The organism is Bradyrhizobium zhengyangense, from assembly GCF_022012555.1.
Lineage (GTDB): Bacteria > Pseudomonadota > Alphaproteobacteria > Rhizobiales > Xanthobacteraceae > Bradyrhizobium > Bradyrhizobium zhengyangense.
On the sequence record NZ_JAKLTZ010000009.1, the window covers coordinates 64,534 to 82,139 of the forward strand.

Here is a 17,606-nt window from a genome sequence, read left to right on the forward strand (position 1 = left end):
AAATTAGCTCCAATTTGCCGGTGCGTGCAACCGCTGCAGGGCCTTGCCGTTGGCCGTGAACAGGTGGCAATCGGCTGGTGAAGCCGCAAGGCGGACCTTGCCAGATCGTTTGGCTGGCTCGAGCCGTGGCGCTTTGGCGACCACGGCTTCCTTGCCCGCGTTGCCGTAGATGTAGGTGACGCTGCCAAGGTGCTCGACGAAATCGACGTCCAGCTCGAGAGCGATCTCTTTGTCTTCTGCCGGCTGCGAGAAATCATCGGGACGGATCCCGAGCGTGATCGGCTTGCCGACCAGCAATTGATCCGGCCGAACGGGGACCGAGACGGTCGAGCCCGCGTCAAGCCTGACCTCCACCCCTGTCTCGTGCGCGGCCTCGATATGACCGCCCAAAAAATTCATCTTAGGCGAGCCAATGAAGCCGGCGACGAAGCGCGACGCCGGGTAGTGATAGAGCTCGTGGGGGCTCCCCACCTGCTCGATATTGCCGTCCTTGAGCACGACGATCTTGTCAGCCATGGTCATGGCCTCGACCTGATCGTGAGTGACGTAGATCATGGTGTTTCCAAGCTGCTCGTGGAGCTTGGCGATCTGGACCCGCATCTGCACCCGCAGCTCGGTGTCGAGGTTGGACAGCGGCTCGTCAAACAGAAACACCTTGGGCTCGCGGACGATGGCCCGCCCGATCGCCACGCGCTGGCGCTGGCCGCCGGAGAGCTGCCGTGGCTTGCGATCGAGCAAATGGTCGATCTGCAATAAGGACGCGGCCTCAGCGACACGCTTCCCGATCTCCGCTTTCGTCGCTTTGGCCATCCGCAAGGGGAAAGCCAGGTTTTCCCGGACGGTCATGTGCGGATAGAGGGCGTAGCTCTGGAACACCATGCCTAGATTGCGGTCGGCCGCGTCCACGTCGTTGACGAGCTCATTGTCGATGAAAAGCCGTCCTCCGCTAATCGGCTCGAGACCGCCGATCATGCGCAGCAGGGTCGACTTGCCCGACCCTGAAGGCCCGACGAAGACGACGAATTCGCCGTGATCGATGGTGAGGTCGATATTGCGCAGGATCTGGATAGTGCCATAGGCCTTGTTGAGGCCTTCCAGGCGAACATTGGCCATCACGCTCTCCTCTGCCGTACGGTGTCTACACCAGCCTTCACGGCGATTTCTGAAAGGCTGGACACGGTAAAGTCGGCTGGCAGCAGCGCGGCGTCCTTGCGAGGTGGGACGCCTGTCGTGACGAGCACGGCAGGAAGGCCGGCGCGCTTGCCGGCCTGGATATCTGTCTGTATCTGGTCGCCGATCATCAATGTGGATTGACGTGGCGTTCCAAGCCGCGAAAGCGCGGCTTCGATCATGTGCGTCTCGGGTTTGCCGACGATCAGAGGCTGGACTTGAGTTGCGGCTGCAACTGCCGTGATCATGGCCCCTGCCCCTGGTTCGAAGCCGTCCGCAGTCGGCAAGAGAAGATCAGGGTTTGTGCCTATGAACACGGCGCCGCCCAGGATAGCCGCAGCAGCAATTCGCAGCTTGTCATGCGTAATCTGGCGGTCGAGCCCCATCACCACGACTTCAGGCTTCGCATCGGTGACTTCGAGGCCCGCCTCCTCGATCGCTTTGGCAAGGGATGGCGCGCCGATGACAAAGGCCCGTGTCAGTTTCGGGTATTGGGCGCGAATGAGCGCCGCGGCCGTGATGGCGCTCGTCACGACCTGCCTCGGGGAGATCGAAAGCCCGAAACCTCCGACCTTGCGCACAACATCTTCCGGCGTGTGGGTCGAATTGTTAGTGACGAAGCAGAAGGGAAGTTTTGCCCGCTGCCAGCTCTTGAAGGCTTCGATGGCGTCCGCGATCGCGGCGTTCCCCCGGTAGACCACGCCATCCAGATCGGAAATGACACCGGCGATCTCGGGCCATTGAAGCTGAGTGCCGGACTTAGCCATTCATCAGCATCCCGCCGTTCACGTGAACGATCTGGCCGGTCATGTAGGAGGCCGCAGGGCTTGCGAGAAACACGGCAAGGCCGGCAATGTCGTTCGGCAATCCAACCCGTCCCAATGGGATTCGGCCGCTATGGCGGGCTTCCGTCTCCTCACGCGGACGGCCATGCATGGGGGTGTCGATGATCCCCGGTGCGATTGCATTCACATTGATCTTGAGCGGCGCGCATTCATAAGCAAGGAGCTTTGTGATGTCGTGAACGATTGCCTTGGAGAGGCAATAGTCCGCCCCTCCGGCCTGATAGTTGAATACGGCGCCTTGCGAAGACAAGGAGGAACCGACATTGACGATGCGGCCGCCCTTGGTTGTCATGAAGCGCTCGATCGCGAGCTTCGAGCAGCGGAGGATTGCGACCGAGTTGATCTGGATTGTGCGTTCGATCTTGTCGGCCGCCCCGCTGAGGAGCGGCTGGGCAGATTTAACGCCGGCATTGTTGACGAGCACGTCGAGCCGGCCGAATCGTTTTCCGATCTCCTCGAGCACGCGCGCCACGTCCTCTTCGCGCGAAACGTCCATGGCCATCGGCAACACGCCATTGCCATGGGGAAGTCCTACCAATGTCTGCCTGAGGCTTTCGAGATTGGCGTCGGTGGCAACGACGTTGGCCCCTCCTGCCCGAAACGCATTCACAATGGCAGATCCGATGCCGCCCCCTGCCCCTGTCACGAGCACCGTTCTGTCTGAGACTGAGAACTGTTCGGTCATTCCAACTCCAAGATCGTTTGTGATTTGAGGAATTCATCGACCTCTGCTGCCAGCGGCATTGAGGCCTGCGCCCCGCGGCGCGTTACGCACAGGGCAGCAACGGCTAGTGCTCGTCTGACCGAATCCCTCAGAGGCAGGCCTTGAGCGAGCGAAGCGGCAAAAGCGCCATTGAAGGCGTCCCCGGCGGCCGTGGTATCGACGACTTTGACGGGAAAGGCACGCAGCGCAAACGAGTGCGCCGCGTCGGCATAGAAGGCGCCCTGCGCTCCCAGCGTGATCAGTGCGGCTTTGGGTCCGAGGTGCAGAAGCTTGGACGCCGCCACTGCGGCGCTGTCGAAATCGGTCACCTCTACCCCGGTCAGCTCGAAGGCCTCGGTCTGGTTGGGGGTCACGTAATCGACTTGTCGCCATGCCGCCGGCGAAAGCCCGGGTCTGACCGGCGCCGGATTAAAAATGAGTTCGAAGCCCTTCTCGCTTTTCATTTCAAAGAGCCGGTTGAGGGCGGAGATGGGCAAGCCCATTTCGGCAACAACGAGCGCGCCTGGCGCGATGAATGCGGCCGCGCTCTCAACCATGGCCGGCATCACATTCAGATTGGCGCCCGGATCGATCACGATCATGTTCGAACCGTCGTCTCCCACCAGGACGAGGGCCGAGCCGGAGACCTCACCGGCACAAATGGTGATGGCCTCAGCACGGACTCCGGCTTCGCGCAGTGACTGCAAGAGGGACTGGCCAGCCTCGTCCCCGCCAAGACGGGTGTAGAATAGGGGCTTCAGTCCAAGCCGTGCGGCCGCTACGGCTTGATTGGCGCCCTTCCCTCCAGGATTGCGGTTCAATTTGCCCATCAAACTTTCACCCGGCGTTGGCAGCCGCTCGACATTGAAGCAGAGGTCGAGATTGGTCGTTCCAAAGAACATCAAGGGCCTGGGATTCATTTTACTGCCCCGAAAGTGAGACCACGTTCGAGGTGGCGCTGGCCCATCACGATCAAGATCACCGGAATGATCATGGTAACGACCAGTCCTGCAGCCATGACGGGATAGAACTGCACCCCCGGATTGAGCAGCTTGAGTAGCGCGACGGTCACCGGCGCCTTGGTGGAGCTCAGGATCAAGCCGAGCGCGAAGTTGTGCCAGGCCAGCAGAAAGATCAGCAAGGAGGCGCCGATCAGGCCGGGCTTGAGAAGCGGCAGCACGATATGCAGAATGACCCTGACAGGTTTGGCCCCGTCCATCGCTGCAGCCTCCTCGATGTCCTTTGGAATATCCTCGATGTAGGAGCGGCTCAACCACACGATCATAGGCAGCGTGACGACCTGGTAGACCCAGATCATGCCGAGATAGGTGTCGTAGAGTCCGATGGTCTGGAACACGTTGAAGAGCGGGATGACGACGAGCAAGGCCGGGGCGAACCTGAAGCCAAGAATGAAGAAGGCGATGTCCTCCTTCATCGGGATGTCTCGCCTTGCCAGAACGTAACCGGCGGGCACGCCAAGGAGCATTGAGACGAAAACAGATCCGAGCGCGATGGCGACGCTATTTGTCACTGGCGTGAGGAAATCAACCTTGATGGTGCCATAGCTTGTCGCGCCGGCCTGCGCGGCGTCGAACAGCACCCGGAAATTCTCAAGCGTCGGCGAGAAGATGAACTTGGGCGGCCAGGCCATGACCTCGCCCTGCTGTTTCAACGACATCAGCAGGATCCAGATCAGCGGAAAAGCGAGAGTGAGCGCGCAGATGCCAACCAGCAGATTGAGAGCGATATTTGTCGATCCTGAGCGATTTAGGCGCATGTCGCGTCTCTTCAGCTAACGCGTTGTCGGACGTATCGCCACAACTTGACCGTGAGGAACGCTCCGGCCAGGACGATGATCCAATTGACGACCATGAGGGCCGCGCCCCGGCCGAAGGCGAGGTTCTGGAATGCGGTGATGTAGGCGCGCACGGAAAGAACGGAGGTGCTGTTGCCGGGACCGCCTTGCGTCGTTCCGAAAATGATGTCGAATTGATTGAGAGATTCGATCAGACGGAAGACCGCAGCAATCAGGATGTAGGGCGCGATCAACGGCAGCTCGATGTAGAGGAAGGTTGCCCAGCCCTTTGCACCATTGACGCGCGCGGCCTCCCTGATCTCCTCATTGATGCCCTGGAGGCCGGCGAAGATGATCAGCGTGAAAAAGGGGGTGTAAGTCCATATGTCGATCAGGACGAGGGAAATCATCGCTGTCGCGGGATCAGAAATCCATGCAAACCGGCCCATTCCTACAAGCGACAGCAGATAGTTCAGGATGCCGCTCTGCGGATCCATCATCGTCGTCCACATCAAGGCAACGCTCATGGGCGGAAGCACGAGTGGCAACAGAATGACCGGCCGCATCACGCGTGCCAGGAACACTTCGGTGGCAAAGAGCTTGGCGAGGGCAACGCCGAGCACGGCTTCCGCAAGGACCGCTGAACCAGCGTAGACAAGTGTTGCTCGGACGCTATTCCAGAAGTCGTCTGTCTTGATCAACGCGGCGTAATTGGTAAGGCCAATAAAGTGGACCAGTGGCCGGCCGAACTTGAGATCCGTCAGGGACTGAAATACGCCGTAGAAGAACAGGAACAGAAAGCCAAGAAGGATCAAGACCGCCGGCGCGATCGCGGCGATGCTCCACCAGTCAAGGCGCGGCGGGCTGGCACTCTTGGCCGCGCCGTCTTGCGCCGAAGCGAGTTGGCTCACTGAAGACTGCAGCGTCACGATTGCGTCTAATCCTGAAGAATACATTTCAACTGACATCGAAATCCAAGGGGGCGGCATGCAAGCCTACCACCCCCTTTGGGACTTCACATCGACGAACGGATCTCGGAGGCAAGGTCGGTCAGCGTTGCCTTCACATCCGCTCCATTGACCATCTTCTGCATCGCCACCGCCCAGGCATTCATTGCCTCGGCGAAGCCGACGCGGGCCGTAAAGGCGAGTTGCGCCTGGTCCTGCACAGTCTTGAACGTCTCGACGAAGTTGTTGAATTCAGGCTTTGCGGCGTATTCGAGCCAGGCCTTGTCGCTCCAGGTCGATGCGCGCGGAGAGTTGACGAGCTTGCCCGCAACGGCACCGTTCAGCTCGACCTGCTTGGAGGTCGCCCATTGGATGAAGAGCCAGGCCGCGCCCTTCTTCTGGGAGGCGGCGTTCATGGCCAGAGACCAGATCCAGATGTTGGATTCGAAGTTCTTGCCGTTCGGTGCGCGCAACGGTGGTGCAAAGGCGATCTTGCCGGAGGCGGGCTTGCCGGCGACGTCGTTCCAGAAACCGAACATGTTGGAATCGATCGCCATGGCGGTCCGCCCTGAATTGATCCCTTCGACCACCTGGTACCAATTGTCATTGGCAAAGGAGGGAGCAGCGCATTTCTTGATCATGTCGACATAGTCTTTGTGGAAGGCGATCGACTCTGGCGAATCCAGGCCCGTGTCGAGTTTGCCGTCTTTGACGACGAAATCGTGCACGCCATAGGACCTCGCAATCGAGATCGCAGCCGTGTGGATGCTGCTCCAGAACCTTACGCCGCGAACGCCGAGAGGCGTGATGGTGGGATCGGCAGCTTTGAGTTTCTCACAAGCGGCCGACATCTCCGGCGGGGTGCTCGGGACTTTGATACCGTGCTTGTCCAGCACATCCTTGCGGTAGAACAACTGGATGTTCTCGAAGCCATGGGGGATCGCCCAGACCTGCCCGCTGCCGGCCTCGATCTGGCCCTCCTTGACCTTCCATGTCAGCGCTTCGCGCAAGGCTGGGAAGAAGTCCTTGTAGTCGTAGGCTGCAGAGGTGAGCTTTGAATCGTTTAGATAGCGATCGAGCGGTTCGAGCAGTTGGCCCGGGGCAAGGTCCCAGGCGGGCTGGATGCCCGTGCCGACGACATCCCAGCTTGGCGATTTCGTGCTGAGCTGGATCGTTAGCTTATTCCAATAGGCATCATCCGGATAAAGCTCCGGCGTCACCTTGATGCCGGTGAGTTTCTCGAACTCGGGCAGTTGAGCCGCAACAGCGTCAGCATAGGGGTGAATATCGTAGGCCCAGACGATGGACGTGCCTTCGAATTGCCGCCAGTTGATGTCTTCTGCGTAGGCCTGGGTGGCAGCCAGTGCCGCCCCGGCGCACACGGTGGAGTTAATGAGAGCTTTTTTGATAAGTTGAGCCGAATGACCGCAAACAACGGCTAGCGTCCTTGGCATGATTCCCTCCGATGGGCTCTTTGGCCCGCAAACCACGCGCCCTCTCCTCTAGCAGAGGCCGTGGTAGGCGAAGGCTATGCGCCATTCTAACGGGCTAAGCGGCTTTTGACACAGAGTTTGGGTAAGGTTGGGTAAGAGCCAGAAATCGGGGTTTCTAAAATAAGATCGGCTGGCCGCGACGAGGCTACGCAATGCGAAGCGCCAGTGGACGCTTCAACAGCACTTTTGCAGGCATACGAAAACGATCTGAAAAAAGCCTCCGCCAGACATTTGGTCTAGGCAGAGTAGCCTCTCATGCTTGCAATGCTGGCCCGATGACGCTGTTCTCAGTATAAATTGCTTTCAGTCTGGCATTGCCAATTGGAGTTGCAGGATGATCGCGCAAATCGCAAGAGTCGTTTCCAGCACGGTCAGAAAACCAGCTGAGGACGGCGATACTCTCAAGATTCTTGGTATATTTTGTGGAGCAGGCCTTCTGCTCTCTCTACTCGTCGCAATGGCTTTTGCGCTCGACTTGACGCCTTTGTGATGGTTCAGCGGTTCATCACGATGAGGTCGAGCCGAGCAGTTCCCACTAAAGCGCACGGCAGAGGAATTCACCGCGACGGCCCCATCGTCCCTCCGGCATAGCGCCTAGCCGCCGCGTCCTGCGTGTTTGTTGACCCATGCCGAAGTCTAACTCGGGGACCGGCCAACCCTAGTTGCCATTCGTAGGCCCGCGATATTGGTGGCGTACTCGGCAGCGATATTGCCGCCAAACAGGGCTGAACCCGCCACCAACGTGTCGGCCCCAGCCTCCACGACGGCGGCAGCATTGTGGCACGTGATACCACCATCGACCTGAAGGCGGATCGGGCGATCGCCGATCATGGCGCGAATGCGCCTGATCTTGGGGATCTGGCACTCCAAAAACGCCTGGCCACCGAAGCCCGGATTGACGGTCATGACAAGCACCAGATCCAACCTATCGAGCACATATTCGATTGTACCCTCCGGCGTCGACGGACACAGGCTTACGCCCGCTTTCTTGCCGAGCGCGCGAATAGCCTGCAGCGAACTATCGAGATGTGGACCGGCTTCCGCATGAATCGTGATGATGTCGGCACCGGCTTTGGCAAAGCCTTCAAGATAAGCGTCGACGGGCGCTATCATGAGGTGAACGTCAAACGTCTTCGTGGTGAACGGCCTCACCGCCTTTATCACGTCCGCACCGAAACTGATGTTCGGCACGAAGTGCCCGTCCATGACATCGCAATGGATCCAGTCAGCGCCGGCTGCGTCGATCGCCGCGACCTCCTCGCCGAGACGCGCGAAATTCGCCGCCAGGATCGAGGGAGCAATGACGATATCCCTGGTCATGGACATTTGCTCCCGGTCGCCTGCTCGCTGCCAGCTCCGCCGCTGAACACGCGGCTCGCCAATACGTCGGAGGGATCGATGGTTTCGAGATCAGCGATCTCGAGCATCCGGTCGAGATCGGAGACCAGCCGATCGGCCTGGCGCAACCGGATGCGATCGACAGCGTTGCGGACCGAGCGCGCATTGGAGAAGAACGGCTGAGTCCGGCGCAGCACAATGTATCTTTCGAACGACTCGCGTGCCGCGGCCGAGAAGCGGTAGCCGCGCTCCCTCAGCATAAGCTCGGCAATGTAGAGCAGCTCCGCCTCCGAATAGTCGGGAAACTCGATGTGGTGGGCGATGCGTGATCGGAAGCCTGGATTGGAGGCAAAGAAACTGGTCATCCGTTCGCCATAACCCGCGAGAATGACGACGAGATCCTCGCGCTGGTTTTCCATGACTTGCAGCAAGATCTCGATGGCTTCCTGACCATAGTCGCGCTCGTTGTCGGGCCGGTGCAGGTAATAGGCCTCGTCGATGAACAGTACGCCGCCCATCGCCTTCTTCAGGATCTCCTTGGTCTTCGGCGCAGTGTGACCGATATACTGACCGACAAGGTCGTCGCGCGTCACCGAGATCACCTGTCCGCGCCGCACGAAGCCGAGGCCGTGCAAGATCTTCGCCATGCGCAGGGCGACGGTAGTCTTACCGGTGCCGGGATTGCCGGTGAAGGACATGTGCAGCGTCGGGGCCGAGGAGACGAGCCCGGCCCGCTGCCGGATCCGCTCAATCAACAGGAGCGAAGCGATCTGCCGCACCCGCTGCTTGACGGGCTTCAAGCCGATCAACTCTTGTTCGAGCTGGTGCAAGGTCTCCGTGATCCCCGCCGCCTCGGCCTCCTTGCGCAGGTCAAACGCAGTAGGCACCTCATTGACCTCAATGGTCGTCGTGTGCGGCACATCCAGCATCTTGGACCTCGAATAAAGAGGCTTCGCCGCCGCAAATGACGGCGAAGCAGTTGTCCGCCAGGGAGTCGGAGCGGGGAGAAAGAGTCGCTCCGAGCGGAAAGCGACTAAGAGGAAGCCGGCTGAGGTTGCCGGTGTACGGTGGTGTAACGTACCGAGCGTACGGCCATCTCCTGGCGCACCAGCTCGAACTCAGCCTCCTTCGCGGGCCGGTTGACGAGGAACGAGATGCGCACCGACTCCCAGCCATGGCTGGAATCGAATCCCGAGACGCGGATGTAGCGGTCGCCATACACCCTGCGGCATTCGGCGAGCTCCATCATCACGCCGGCAGCGTCCGCGAGATCGAACATCGGCAGACCCCACATCTCCCAATAGGTGTTGCGGGGATGCGGGTCGTCGGTGAACTCGATGTTCACCGCCCAACCCTTGCTCAGGCAATATTGCACCTGCTTGGTAATCTGCTCGTCGCTGAGATCGGGCAGGAAGGAGAAACAGCCTTGGGTCAGTTTCATCTTTGCTCTCCTTTAGACAGCGGCGAGCGCCGTCGGCACGAAGTCCGGCGTGTCGGTGGATTGATAGTTGAAAGTGACGTCTTTCCAGGTCTCCAGCGCGGCCTTCAGCGGCGTGCAGGTCGCTGCGGCCTTGGCCAGGATCTCTGGGCCTTCGTGAACGTAGTCACGTCCCTCGTTGCGAGCGAGGATCATCGCTTCCAGCGCCACCCGGTTGGCGGTCGCCCCGGCCTGGATACCCATGGGGTGGCCGATGGTCCCGCCGCCGAACTGCAGCACGACGTCCTCGCCGAGCAGGTCGAGCAGCTGGTGCATCTGGCCGGCATGGATGCCGCCGGAAGCCACTGGCATTAGCTTATTCAGGCTCGCCCAGCTCTGGTCGAAGAACACGCCGTGCTCGAGCTTCATCGGGTTGAAGTCGTCGCGGCAGATGTCGTAATAGCCGCGCGTGGTGTTGGGATCGCCCTCGAGCTTGCCGACGACCGTGCCGGCGTGGATGTGATCGACTCCGGCGAGCCGCATCCATTTGGCGATGACGCGGAACGACACGCCATGGCTCTTCTGGCGCGTATAGGTCGAGTGACCGGCGCGGTGCAGATGCAGGATCATGTCGTTGCGGCGCGCCCATTTCGCCATCGACTGGATCGCGGTGTAGCCGATCACGAGGTCGATCATGACCACGACCGAGCCGAGCTCCTTGGCGAACTCCGCACGCTCGTACATGTCCTCCATGGTCGCGGCCGTGATGTTGAGATAGGTGCCCTTCACCTCGCCCGACGCCGCCTGCGCGCGGTTGACGCCTTCCATGCAGTAGAGGAAGCGGTCGCGCCAGTGCATGAAGGGCTGCGAGTTGATGTTCTCGTCGTCCTTGGTGAAGTCGAGCCCGCCCTTCAGCGCCTCATAGACCACGCGGCCGTAATTGCGGCCCGAGAGGCCGAGCTTCGGCTTGATGGTGGCGCCGAGCAGCGGCCGGCCGAACTTGTCGAGCCGCTCGCGCTCGACCACGATGCCGGTGGCCGGCCCCTGGAACGTCTTCACATAGGCGACCGGCAGCCGCATGTCCTCGAGCCGCAGCGCCTTCAGCGCCGCGGCGCGGGCGCGATAGAGGTCCTTGTGGAACGTATCGAGCGTCGGCTGGTCGCCGGTGTAGGAGTGGATCGTGGTCATGAACCCCTTCTCGATCCCGACGGCGTCGTCCAGCACCTGAGCGAGCGGCGCGAGGCAGTTGGTCGAGCACGAGGCGTTGGAGACCACGATGTGATCGCCGGTCAGGGCGAGATGATTGACGCCGAACACGACGGTGAGATCGACCTCGCTTGCCGGCGCCGAGACCAGCACGCGCTTGGCACCGGCCTGGATATGTGCGGCGGCTTTCTCACGCGAGGTGAACAGACCGGTGCATTCCAGGGCGATATCGACACCGAGCGCACGATGCGGCAGCTGCGCCGGGTCCTTGATCGCGGTCACCTTGATCGGGCCGCCGCCGACGTCGATCGTATCGCCGTCGACCTTGACTTCGCCGGGAAAGCGGCCGTGGACCGAGTCGAAGCGCAGCAGATGCGCATTGGTCTCGACCGGACCGAGGTCGTTGATCGCGACCACCTCGATGTCGTTGCGGCGGGACTCGGCGATCGCACGCAGCACGTTGCGACCGATCCGGCCAAATCCGTTGATGGCGACACGCAAGCTCATGCTGTTCTTCCCTGGTTCCGACGTGCGACCGAGCGCCTGGCCGCTTCTGCGATGCTCTGCGGTGTGATGCCGAATTCGCGGTACAGCACGGGCGCCGGCGCCGAGGCACCGAAGCTGCGCATGCCGACGAACTCACCGTCGGCACCGATCCAGCGATGCCAGTCGCCGACAACCGCTGCCTCGACGCCGACGCGCGGCGCCGTGCCGAGCACGGTGGCGCGGTAATCGTCCGGCTGCTCCTCGAACAAGGCGAAGCAGGGCGCGGACACCACGGCCGCGCGGATGTGCTCGGTCGCGAGCAGGCGGGCTGCTTCCAGCGCAATCGAGACTTCCGAGCCGGTCGCGATCAGCGTCACGTCACGGCCGCCGTCGGGCGAGACGACGAGATAGGCGCCGCGTGCGACGCGGTTCTTGCCGCGGGCATCGCTGCGGAAAGTTGGCAGCGCCTGACGCGACAGGCACAGCACGGACGGGCGATGCTCGGAGCCGAGTGCGCAGTCCCAAGCCTCCAGCGTCTCGACCGCGTCGGCGGGACGGAACACCAGCAAGTTCGGGATCACCCGCAGCGCGGCAAGGTGTTCGACCGGCTGATGCGTCGGGCCGTCCTCACCGAGCCCGATGGAGTCGTGCGTCATCACGTGGATAACCCGCAGCCGCATCAACGCTGCGAGCCGGATCGCGGGACGGCTGTAGTCGGAGAAGGCGAGGAACGTGCCGCCATAGGGAATGAAGCCGCCATGCAGCGCGAGGCCGTTCATTGCTGCAGCCATCCCGTGCTCGCGGATACCGTAGTGGATGTAGCCACCGGCGAACGCACCGGCTTTAACGGGGGTCTGCGCCTTCGCCTGCGTCAGGTTCGAATGCGTCAGATCCGCCGAGCCGCCGACCAGTCCGGGAATGGTGCTGGCGATGCCGTCAAGCACCTGCTGCGAAGCCTGCCGCGTCGCCAGCTTCGGCCGTTCGGATGCGAAGCGCTCGCGCAACTTCGCCGCGGCGAGCACATAGGCAGCAGGCAGGGCAACCGCCCTACCTTCCACGAACAAATCGCGCTGCTCGGGCGTTGCGCGCTCATAACGATCGAGCCAGGCGAGTCGCTCGACCTGCCCGCGCTGTCCGATCATCCGCCACGCCTTGAGCACCGGGATCGGCACCACGAAAGGCTGATAATCCCAACCGAGCGCGCGGCGCGCCGCCGCGGTCTGCTCGGTGCCGAGTGGCGCACCATGCGCCTTCTCGGTGCCCTGCCGATCAGGCGCCCCATAACCAATGATGGTGCGGCACGCGATCAGCGACGGCTTGGCGGTCTCCCGCTCCTCCGCGATCGCCTGGGCCACGGCTTCTGGATCGTGTCCGTCGACACGGCGCACCGACCAGCCGGAGGCCGCGAAGCGCGCGAGATGATCATCCGATGTCGCGAGCGACGTCGGACCGTCGATGGAGATGCCGTTGTCGTCGAACAGCACGATCAAACGGCCGAGCCCGAGATGACCCGCGAGCGAGATCGCCTCCTGGCTGAGACCTTCCATCAGGCAACCGTCGCCCGCGATCACGTAGGTGAAGTGATCGACGAGGCCGTCGCCATGCCGCGCATTGGCCATGCGCTCGGCAAGCGCCATGCCGACCGCGGTCGCAATCCCCTGCCCCAGCGGACCCGTCGTGGTCTCGACTCCCGGCGTGTGGCCGTATTCGGGATGGCCCGGCGTCTTCGAGCCCCACTGCCGGAACGCCTTGATGTCATCGAGACTGAGGTCGCCGCCGGTCAGGTGCAGCAGCGCATAGAGCAGCATCGAGCCGTGGCCCGCCGACAGAACGAAGCGGTCGCGGTCCGGCCAATTGGGATGCGCCGAGTCGAATTTCAGGAAGCGCGAGAACAGCACGGTCGCGACATCGGCCATACCCATGGGCAGACCTGGATGGCCCGACTGCGCGGTCTCGATGGCATCGACCGCGAGGAAGCGGACGGCGTTGGCGAGATCGTTATGCGCGACTGCCGTGATGTCGGCTTCGGCGTGGACGGAGATATTCATCGGTGTCTCTCCTCGTTCACTTCAGGCTGCGCTTGCGCTCGATCAACTGCATGATCAGCGGCGTCAGAATCAGCTGCATGGCGAGATCGAGCTTCGCGCCGGGACAGACGATCGAATTGGCGCGCGACATCCAGCTCTGCGGCAGCATCGAGAGCAGATAGGGGAAGTCGATGCCGCGTGGATTCTTGAAGCGGATCACGACCATCGATTCGTCCGGCGTCGGGATCCAGCGCGCGATGAACGGATTGGACGTGTCGACCGTCGGCACACGCTGGAAGTTGATGTCGGTCTCGGTGAATTGCGGGCAGATGTAGTGGATATAGTCGGGCATCCGCCGCAGGATGGTGTCGGTGACCGCCTCGGTCGAATAACCGCGCGCGCTGCGGTCGCGGTGCAGCTTCTGAATCCATTCGAGGTTGATGACGGGCACGACGCCGATCTTGAGATCGGCATAGCGCGCGACATTGACCTTGTCGGTGACGACGGCGCCGTGCAGGCCCTCGTAGAACAACAGGTCGGAGTTCTCCGGCAGCTGCTTCCAGTCGGTGAAAGTACCGGGCGCCGTGCCATGCAGCGCGGATTCCTCGGCGTCGTGGACATAGTGCCGCGTCACCGCCGTACCGGTCTCGCCGTAGTCGCGGAACGCGCGCTCCAGCTCCTCGAACAGGTTGGTCTCGGGACTGAAATGGCTGAAATGCTTGTTGCCGCGCTCGGCCTCTTTCGCCATCTGCGCGCGCATCTCGGCGCGGTCGTAGCGGTGGAAGGCGTCGCCTTCGATGTAGGCGGCATTGACCTTCTCGCGGAAAAAAATCTGCTCGAAAGTCTTCTTGACCGAGGTGGTGCCGGCGCCGGAGGAGCCGGTGATGGAGATGATCGGATGCTTCCTGGACATGGGACACCTCGCTCAGAGCCGGAAGAATCCGCGCCGCGCGAACAGCGGCGCAGAGACGCTGGCGACCAGCACTGGATCGCAATGAAGCTCCTCGACGCGCCGCACCTCGTTGCTCGAGCCCATGATCAGGGGCACGCGCTGATGCAGGCTCTGCGCGGAGAGGTCGAGGATGCGCTCGCGTCCCGTGGAGGCGGAGCCGCCGGCCTGCTCGATGATCATGGCCATCGGATGCGCCTCGTAAGTCAGGCGCAGGCGGCCCTCGCCGTAGCCGGGGCGCGCGTCCGAAGGGTAGAGGAAGACGCCGCCGCGGGTGAGGATTCGGTAGGCCTCGGCAACCAGCGAGCCGACCCACCGCATGTTGAAATCATGGTTGGCGGGGCCTTCGACGCCTGCGAGGCATTCGTCGATGAAGGCGCGCACCGGCGGATCCCAGTGCCGACGGTTCGAGGCGTTGATCGCGAACTCCTCGCAGGCCTCGGAGATCTGCACGCCGCTGCGGGCGAGACGGAAGCAGCCGGCCTTGTGATCGAGCGTGAAGATGTCGACGCCTTCGCCGAGCGTCAACACCAGCGAGGTCTGCGGCCCGTAGGTGACGAAGCCCGCCGCAAGCTGCACTGATCCGCGCTGGTGAAAGGCGAGCGAGAGGTCGTCGGGTGCCGGCAGGATCGAGAAGATCGTCCCCACCGTCATGTTGATGTCGATGTTGGAGGATCCGTCGAGCGGATCGATCGCGATGCAGACGCGGCCCTCGCGGTCGCCGATCTGGGGTTCGCGCATCTCCTCCGACGCCAGCGCCGCGATCGGCAGCTTGCTGAGGCAGCGGCGCAGGATCGCATCGGCCTGGACATCGAGGTCGCGCTGGATGTCGCCGTCGCTGTTGCGCTCCGTGGTCAGGCCAGAGGCGTCAGCGAGATCACCTGACGCGATGAGGTCGGCGATTTCGATGGCCGCCGCCGCGATGGCATCGACTGCGGCCGCCACGGCCAGCGCATGCGGCGCGGTCTCGGAATACCGTTGAAGGTGATCGTCCAGCCTGAGTTGCCCAGTCATCTGCGTCCATCCCCTTGGCCGGCGCCGCAGCCATGCCCTCCCCTCTGAAGGTCGGTCGCGGTCAGTCCCAGCACCAGGAGATTGACAGGGACAGATTAATAAGGAAAATTTCTATTCGTAATGAGCACCAAAGAATTTTCTTATAATTGACCCGGACAGGCGGCTGCACAGCTCCGGCATCTGACGATCAGGCAGCTGCGCTCGCTCGCGGCGCTGTCGGCCAAGGGCAGCGTGACGGCGGCCTCCGGCCATCTTGGGCTGACCCAGCCGGCCGTGACCCAGCAGCTGCGGCAACTTCAGGACCTCGCCGGCCTGCCCTTGGTGCAGCGGACCGGCGACGGCATGCAGCTGACCGCGGCGGGCAAGGAAGTGTTGGCGCTGGCCGAGCGGGTCGAGGCCGCGATCGCGGACTGCCAGGGCGCGCTCGACCTGCTCGCCGGACGGAGCGGCGGCGCGGTGCATCTCGGTGCGGTCTCGACCGCTAAATATTTCGTGCCGCATGCGATCGCGGCGTTCTCCAAGCGCTACCCCAAGATCGAGATCAAGCTGACGATTGGCAATCGCGATGAGATCCGCGCAGCCATGCACGGTTATGATCTCGACTTCGCGGTGATGGGCCGGCCACCCGCCGACGTCCACGTCGACGTGCGCCAGCTCGGCCGCAATCCGCACATCATCGTCGCCCGCAGGGGACATTGGCTGGAAAAGGACCGAGGACTCAGTCTGACCGACCTTGTGCACGAGACCTTTCTCACTCGCGAGCCGGGCTCGGGCACGCGAACACTAATGGAGGGCATGTTCCAGAAATCGGATCTCGAGCCAATCATCGGCATGGAGATGAGCAGCAACGAGACCATCAAGCAGGCTGTTATCGCCGGGCTCGGCATCGCCTTCATCTCGGCGCACACCGTCGCGCACGAGCTCGGCGAGGGCCGCCTCGTCGTGCTCGACGTCGCGGGCCTACCAATCGTGCGGCAATGGTACGTGATCCGCCGCAGTGACAAGGTCCTGCTGCCGCCGGCGCAGGCTATGTTCGATTTTCTTGGCTCTGAAGGGTCGAATTATTTGCCGTACCTACCTGAACTCGGCGGGCGCTAAAGCAAGATCCGGAAAAGTGTGAAGCGGTTTTCCCAAAACTCATGCTCAAACAAAGAGCTAAAGCGCCATGACGATTCAACCCATCGCGCTTTTTTCTCGACTTCTTCCAATGTTTTATTGCACGTCGACCAGGCATTGACCCACCGCGTCCAGGAGCCGACGCCGTTTCAACCACCAAGTCTGTCCGGGCCGGTTCTTGGAGGTGTGCCCCGGTGCACCGGTTACGGCAACGGCGTGAACTTAAGTTGGCCGAGCGGCACGACTTTGTCGGTGCGGGTCATCTTGAACTCGGTGTTCGGGCCGAGCCACTTGTCCCAGAGCTGGTTGATCTCACCTGCCTGGTCGAGTGCGAGCAGTGTCTCGTTGATCTTGGCGAGCAGCGCCGGCTCGTCCTTCTTCATGCCGATGCCGATCGGTTGCAAGACCATGGGCTCATCGATCATCTTCAGCGGTTGGCCAGCGGACTTCGATTCGTTGACGAGCTTGGTGATGGTCATGGTATTGGCCACCATTCCGACCGCCTTGTTCTGCTGGACGGCCATGAAAGCCGAGCCGGTGTCGACGAAAGTGAGGGGATCCGACTCATTCAGCTTGATCGCGAGCTCGGAGGTCGAGCCCTTGGTCGAAGCCAGACGTTTACCTTTGAAGTCGGCCTTCTTGGTTCCTGGATCCGAAGCCTTCACCGCCAACATCTCCTTGGCGAGATAATAGGGGTCGGAGAACTGGATCTGCTCGGCGCGGCCCAGCGTATAGGCGAGATTGGCGACTGTGATGTCGACGCGGCCGAGCTTGACCTCGGGCACCCGCGCCTCGACCGAGAGCGGGCTGATCTTCGCCTCGACGCCCCAGCGCTTGGCAATGGCTCTGCAGAGGTCGACATCAAAGCCAACCATCTCCCGCGTTTTCGGATCGGGCGCGGCAAACGGGGGTACGTCGGCGAAGGTGCCGCAGCGCAGCTCTTTGCGCTGCATGATATCGGCCAGCTGATCAGCCATGGCCACGCTGGCAAAGCAACTCAGGCCCGTGGCAACGATGGCGGCGCGGAGCACGCATTTTCCAGTCTTAGTCCCGATCCCGATCGACATTTCGAACTCCCTGTTTTGCAATGATGGCAGGCG

General features: G+C 62.0%; 16 protein-coding genes and 2 pseudogenes. 2 read left to right on the top strand and 16 right to left on the bottom strand.

Annotated features, from left to right (window positions below; translation table 11 throughout):
* Positions 1-3 precede the first annotated feature (3 nt).
* The 7 genes from L6639_RS28790 to L6639_RS28820 all read right to left on the bottom strand — a co-directional run bounded on the left by L6639_RS28790 (position 4) and on the right by L6639_RS28820 (position 6,914).
* The gene (locus L6639_RS28790) at positions 4-1,113 is read right to left on the bottom strand and encodes an ABC transporter ATP-binding protein (protein WP_128929486.1); all 1,110 of its coding nucleotides are present in this window, start codon (positions 1,111-1,113) and stop codon (positions 4-6) included.
* On the bottom strand, positions 1,113-1,937 hold the full coding sequence (locus L6639_RS28795) for an HAD-IIA family hydrolase (protein ID WP_128955161.1): 825 nt from the start codon (positions 1,935-1,937) through the stop codon (positions 1,113-1,115). Before L6639_RS28795 ends, L6639_RS28790 begins: the two co-directional genes overlap by 1 nt.
* Positions 1,930-2,700: an SDR family NAD(P)-dependent oxidoreductase gene (locus tag L6639_RS28800; RefSeq protein ID WP_128929484.1), complete on the bottom strand. Its 771-nt coding sequence runs from the start codon at positions 2,698-2,700 to the stop codon at positions 1,930-1,932. The genes L6639_RS28795 and L6639_RS28800 overlap by 8 nt, the downstream gene beginning before the upstream one ends.
* Positions 2,697-3,638: a ribokinase gene (locus L6639_RS28805; protein WP_128929483.1), complete on the bottom strand. Its 942-nt coding sequence runs from the start codon at positions 3,636-3,638 to the stop codon at positions 2,697-2,699. Before L6639_RS28805 ends, L6639_RS28800 begins: the two co-directional genes overlap by 4 nt.
* Entirely contained in the window at positions 3,635-4,495 is an 861-nt protein-coding gene (locus L6639_RS28810; protein WP_128929482.1) for a carbohydrate ABC transporter permease, read from the bottom strand. The genes L6639_RS28805 and L6639_RS28810 overlap by 4 nt, the downstream gene beginning before the upstream one ends.
* A gap of 11 nt (positions 4,496-4,506) precedes the next feature.
* Complete coding sequence (locus tag L6639_RS28815) at positions 4,507-5,424, bottom strand: carbohydrate ABC transporter permease (RefSeq protein ID WP_237864936.1); 918 nt, start codon at positions 5,422-5,424, stop codon at positions 4,507-4,509.
* A 104-nt stretch (positions 5,425-5,528) separates the two neighbouring features.
* The gene (locus L6639_RS28820) at positions 5,529-6,914 is read right to left on the bottom strand and encodes an ABC transporter substrate-binding protein (RefSeq protein ID WP_128929481.1); all 1,386 of its coding nucleotides are present in this window, start codon (positions 6,912-6,914) and stop codon (positions 5,529-5,531) included.
* Between the two features lie 373 nt (positions 6,915-7,287).
* Between L6639_RS28820 and L6639_RS28825 the strand changes: the two genes are divergently transcribed.
* Positions 7,288-7,443 carry a hypothetical protein gene (locus L6639_RS28825; RefSeq protein WP_164933596.1) on the top strand — a complete coding sequence of 52 codons (156 nt, stop codon included), beginning with the start codon at positions 7,288-7,290 and terminating at the stop codon, positions 7,441-7,443.
* 146 nt (positions 7,444-7,589) lie between these two features.
* On the opposite strand, the gene rpe is transcribed toward L6639_RS28825, so the two are convergent.
* The 8 genes and pseudogenes from rpe to L6639_RS28865 form a co-directional block, all read right to left on the bottom strand.
* On the bottom strand, positions 7,590-8,273 hold the full coding sequence (gene rpe, locus L6639_RS28830; RefSeq protein WP_128929480.1) for a ribulose-phosphate 3-epimerase: 684 nt from the start codon (positions 8,271-8,273) through the stop codon (positions 7,590-7,592).
* Positions 8,270-9,220: a CbbX protein gene (gene cbbX / locus L6639_RS28835; RefSeq protein WP_128955160.1), complete on the bottom strand. Its 951-nt coding sequence runs from the start codon at positions 9,218-9,220 to the stop codon at positions 8,270-8,272. The genes rpe and cbbX overlap by 4 nt, the downstream gene beginning before the upstream one ends.
* Before the next feature lie 104 nt (positions 9,221-9,324).
* Positions 9,325-9,732: a ribulose bisphosphate carboxylase small subunit gene (locus L6639_RS28840; RefSeq protein WP_128929478.1), complete on the bottom strand. Its 408-nt coding sequence runs from the start codon at positions 9,730-9,732 to the stop codon at positions 9,325-9,327.
* 12 nt (positions 9,733-9,744) lie between these two features.
* Positions 9,745-10,812 (bottom strand): annotated as a pseudogene (locus L6639_RS28845) (ribulose-bisphosphate carboxylase large subunit); the annotation flags it as partial.
* Positions 10,813-10,821: 9 nt separating this feature from the next.
* Positions 10,822-11,421: pseudogene (locus L6639_RS28850) on the bottom strand (type I glyceraldehyde-3-phosphate dehydrogenase); the annotation flags it as partial.
* Positions 11,418-13,448, bottom strand: a complete 2,031-nt coding sequence (gene tkt, locus L6639_RS28855) for a transketolase (RefSeq protein ID WP_128955158.1) — start codon at positions 13,446-13,448, stop codon at positions 11,418-11,420. The gene tkt and the pseudogene L6639_RS28850, both read right to left, overlap by 4 nt.
* A 16-nt stretch (positions 13,449-13,464) precedes the next feature.
* Positions 13,465-14,340 (bottom strand): phosphoribulokinase, encoded by an 876-nt coding sequence (locus L6639_RS28860; protein WP_100233973.1) that lies wholly within the window; start codon positions 14,338-14,340, stop codon positions 13,465-13,467.
* Positions 14,341-14,352: 12 nt separating this feature from the next.
* On the bottom strand, positions 14,353-15,390 hold the full coding sequence (locus tag L6639_RS28865) for a class 1 fructose-bisphosphatase (RefSeq protein ID WP_128955157.1): 1,038 nt from the start codon (positions 15,388-15,390) through the stop codon (positions 14,353-14,355).
* A 180-nt stretch (positions 15,391-15,570) separates the two neighbouring features.
* On the opposite strand from L6639_RS28865, the gene L6639_RS28870 reads away from it, so the two are divergent.
* A complete protein-coding gene (locus L6639_RS28870; protein WP_232995648.1) occupies positions 15,571-16,488 on the top strand; it encodes a LysR family transcriptional regulator in 918 nt (305 codons plus the stop codon).
* Positions 16,489-16,709: 221 nt separating this feature from the next.
* On the opposite strand, the gene L6639_RS28875 is transcribed toward L6639_RS28870, so the two are convergent.
* Positions 16,710-17,483, bottom strand: a complete 774-nt coding sequence (locus L6639_RS28875; RefSeq protein WP_232995647.1) for an ABC transporter substrate-binding protein — start codon at positions 17,481-17,483, stop codon at positions 16,710-16,712.
* Positions 17,484-17,606: the final 123 nt, after the last annotated feature.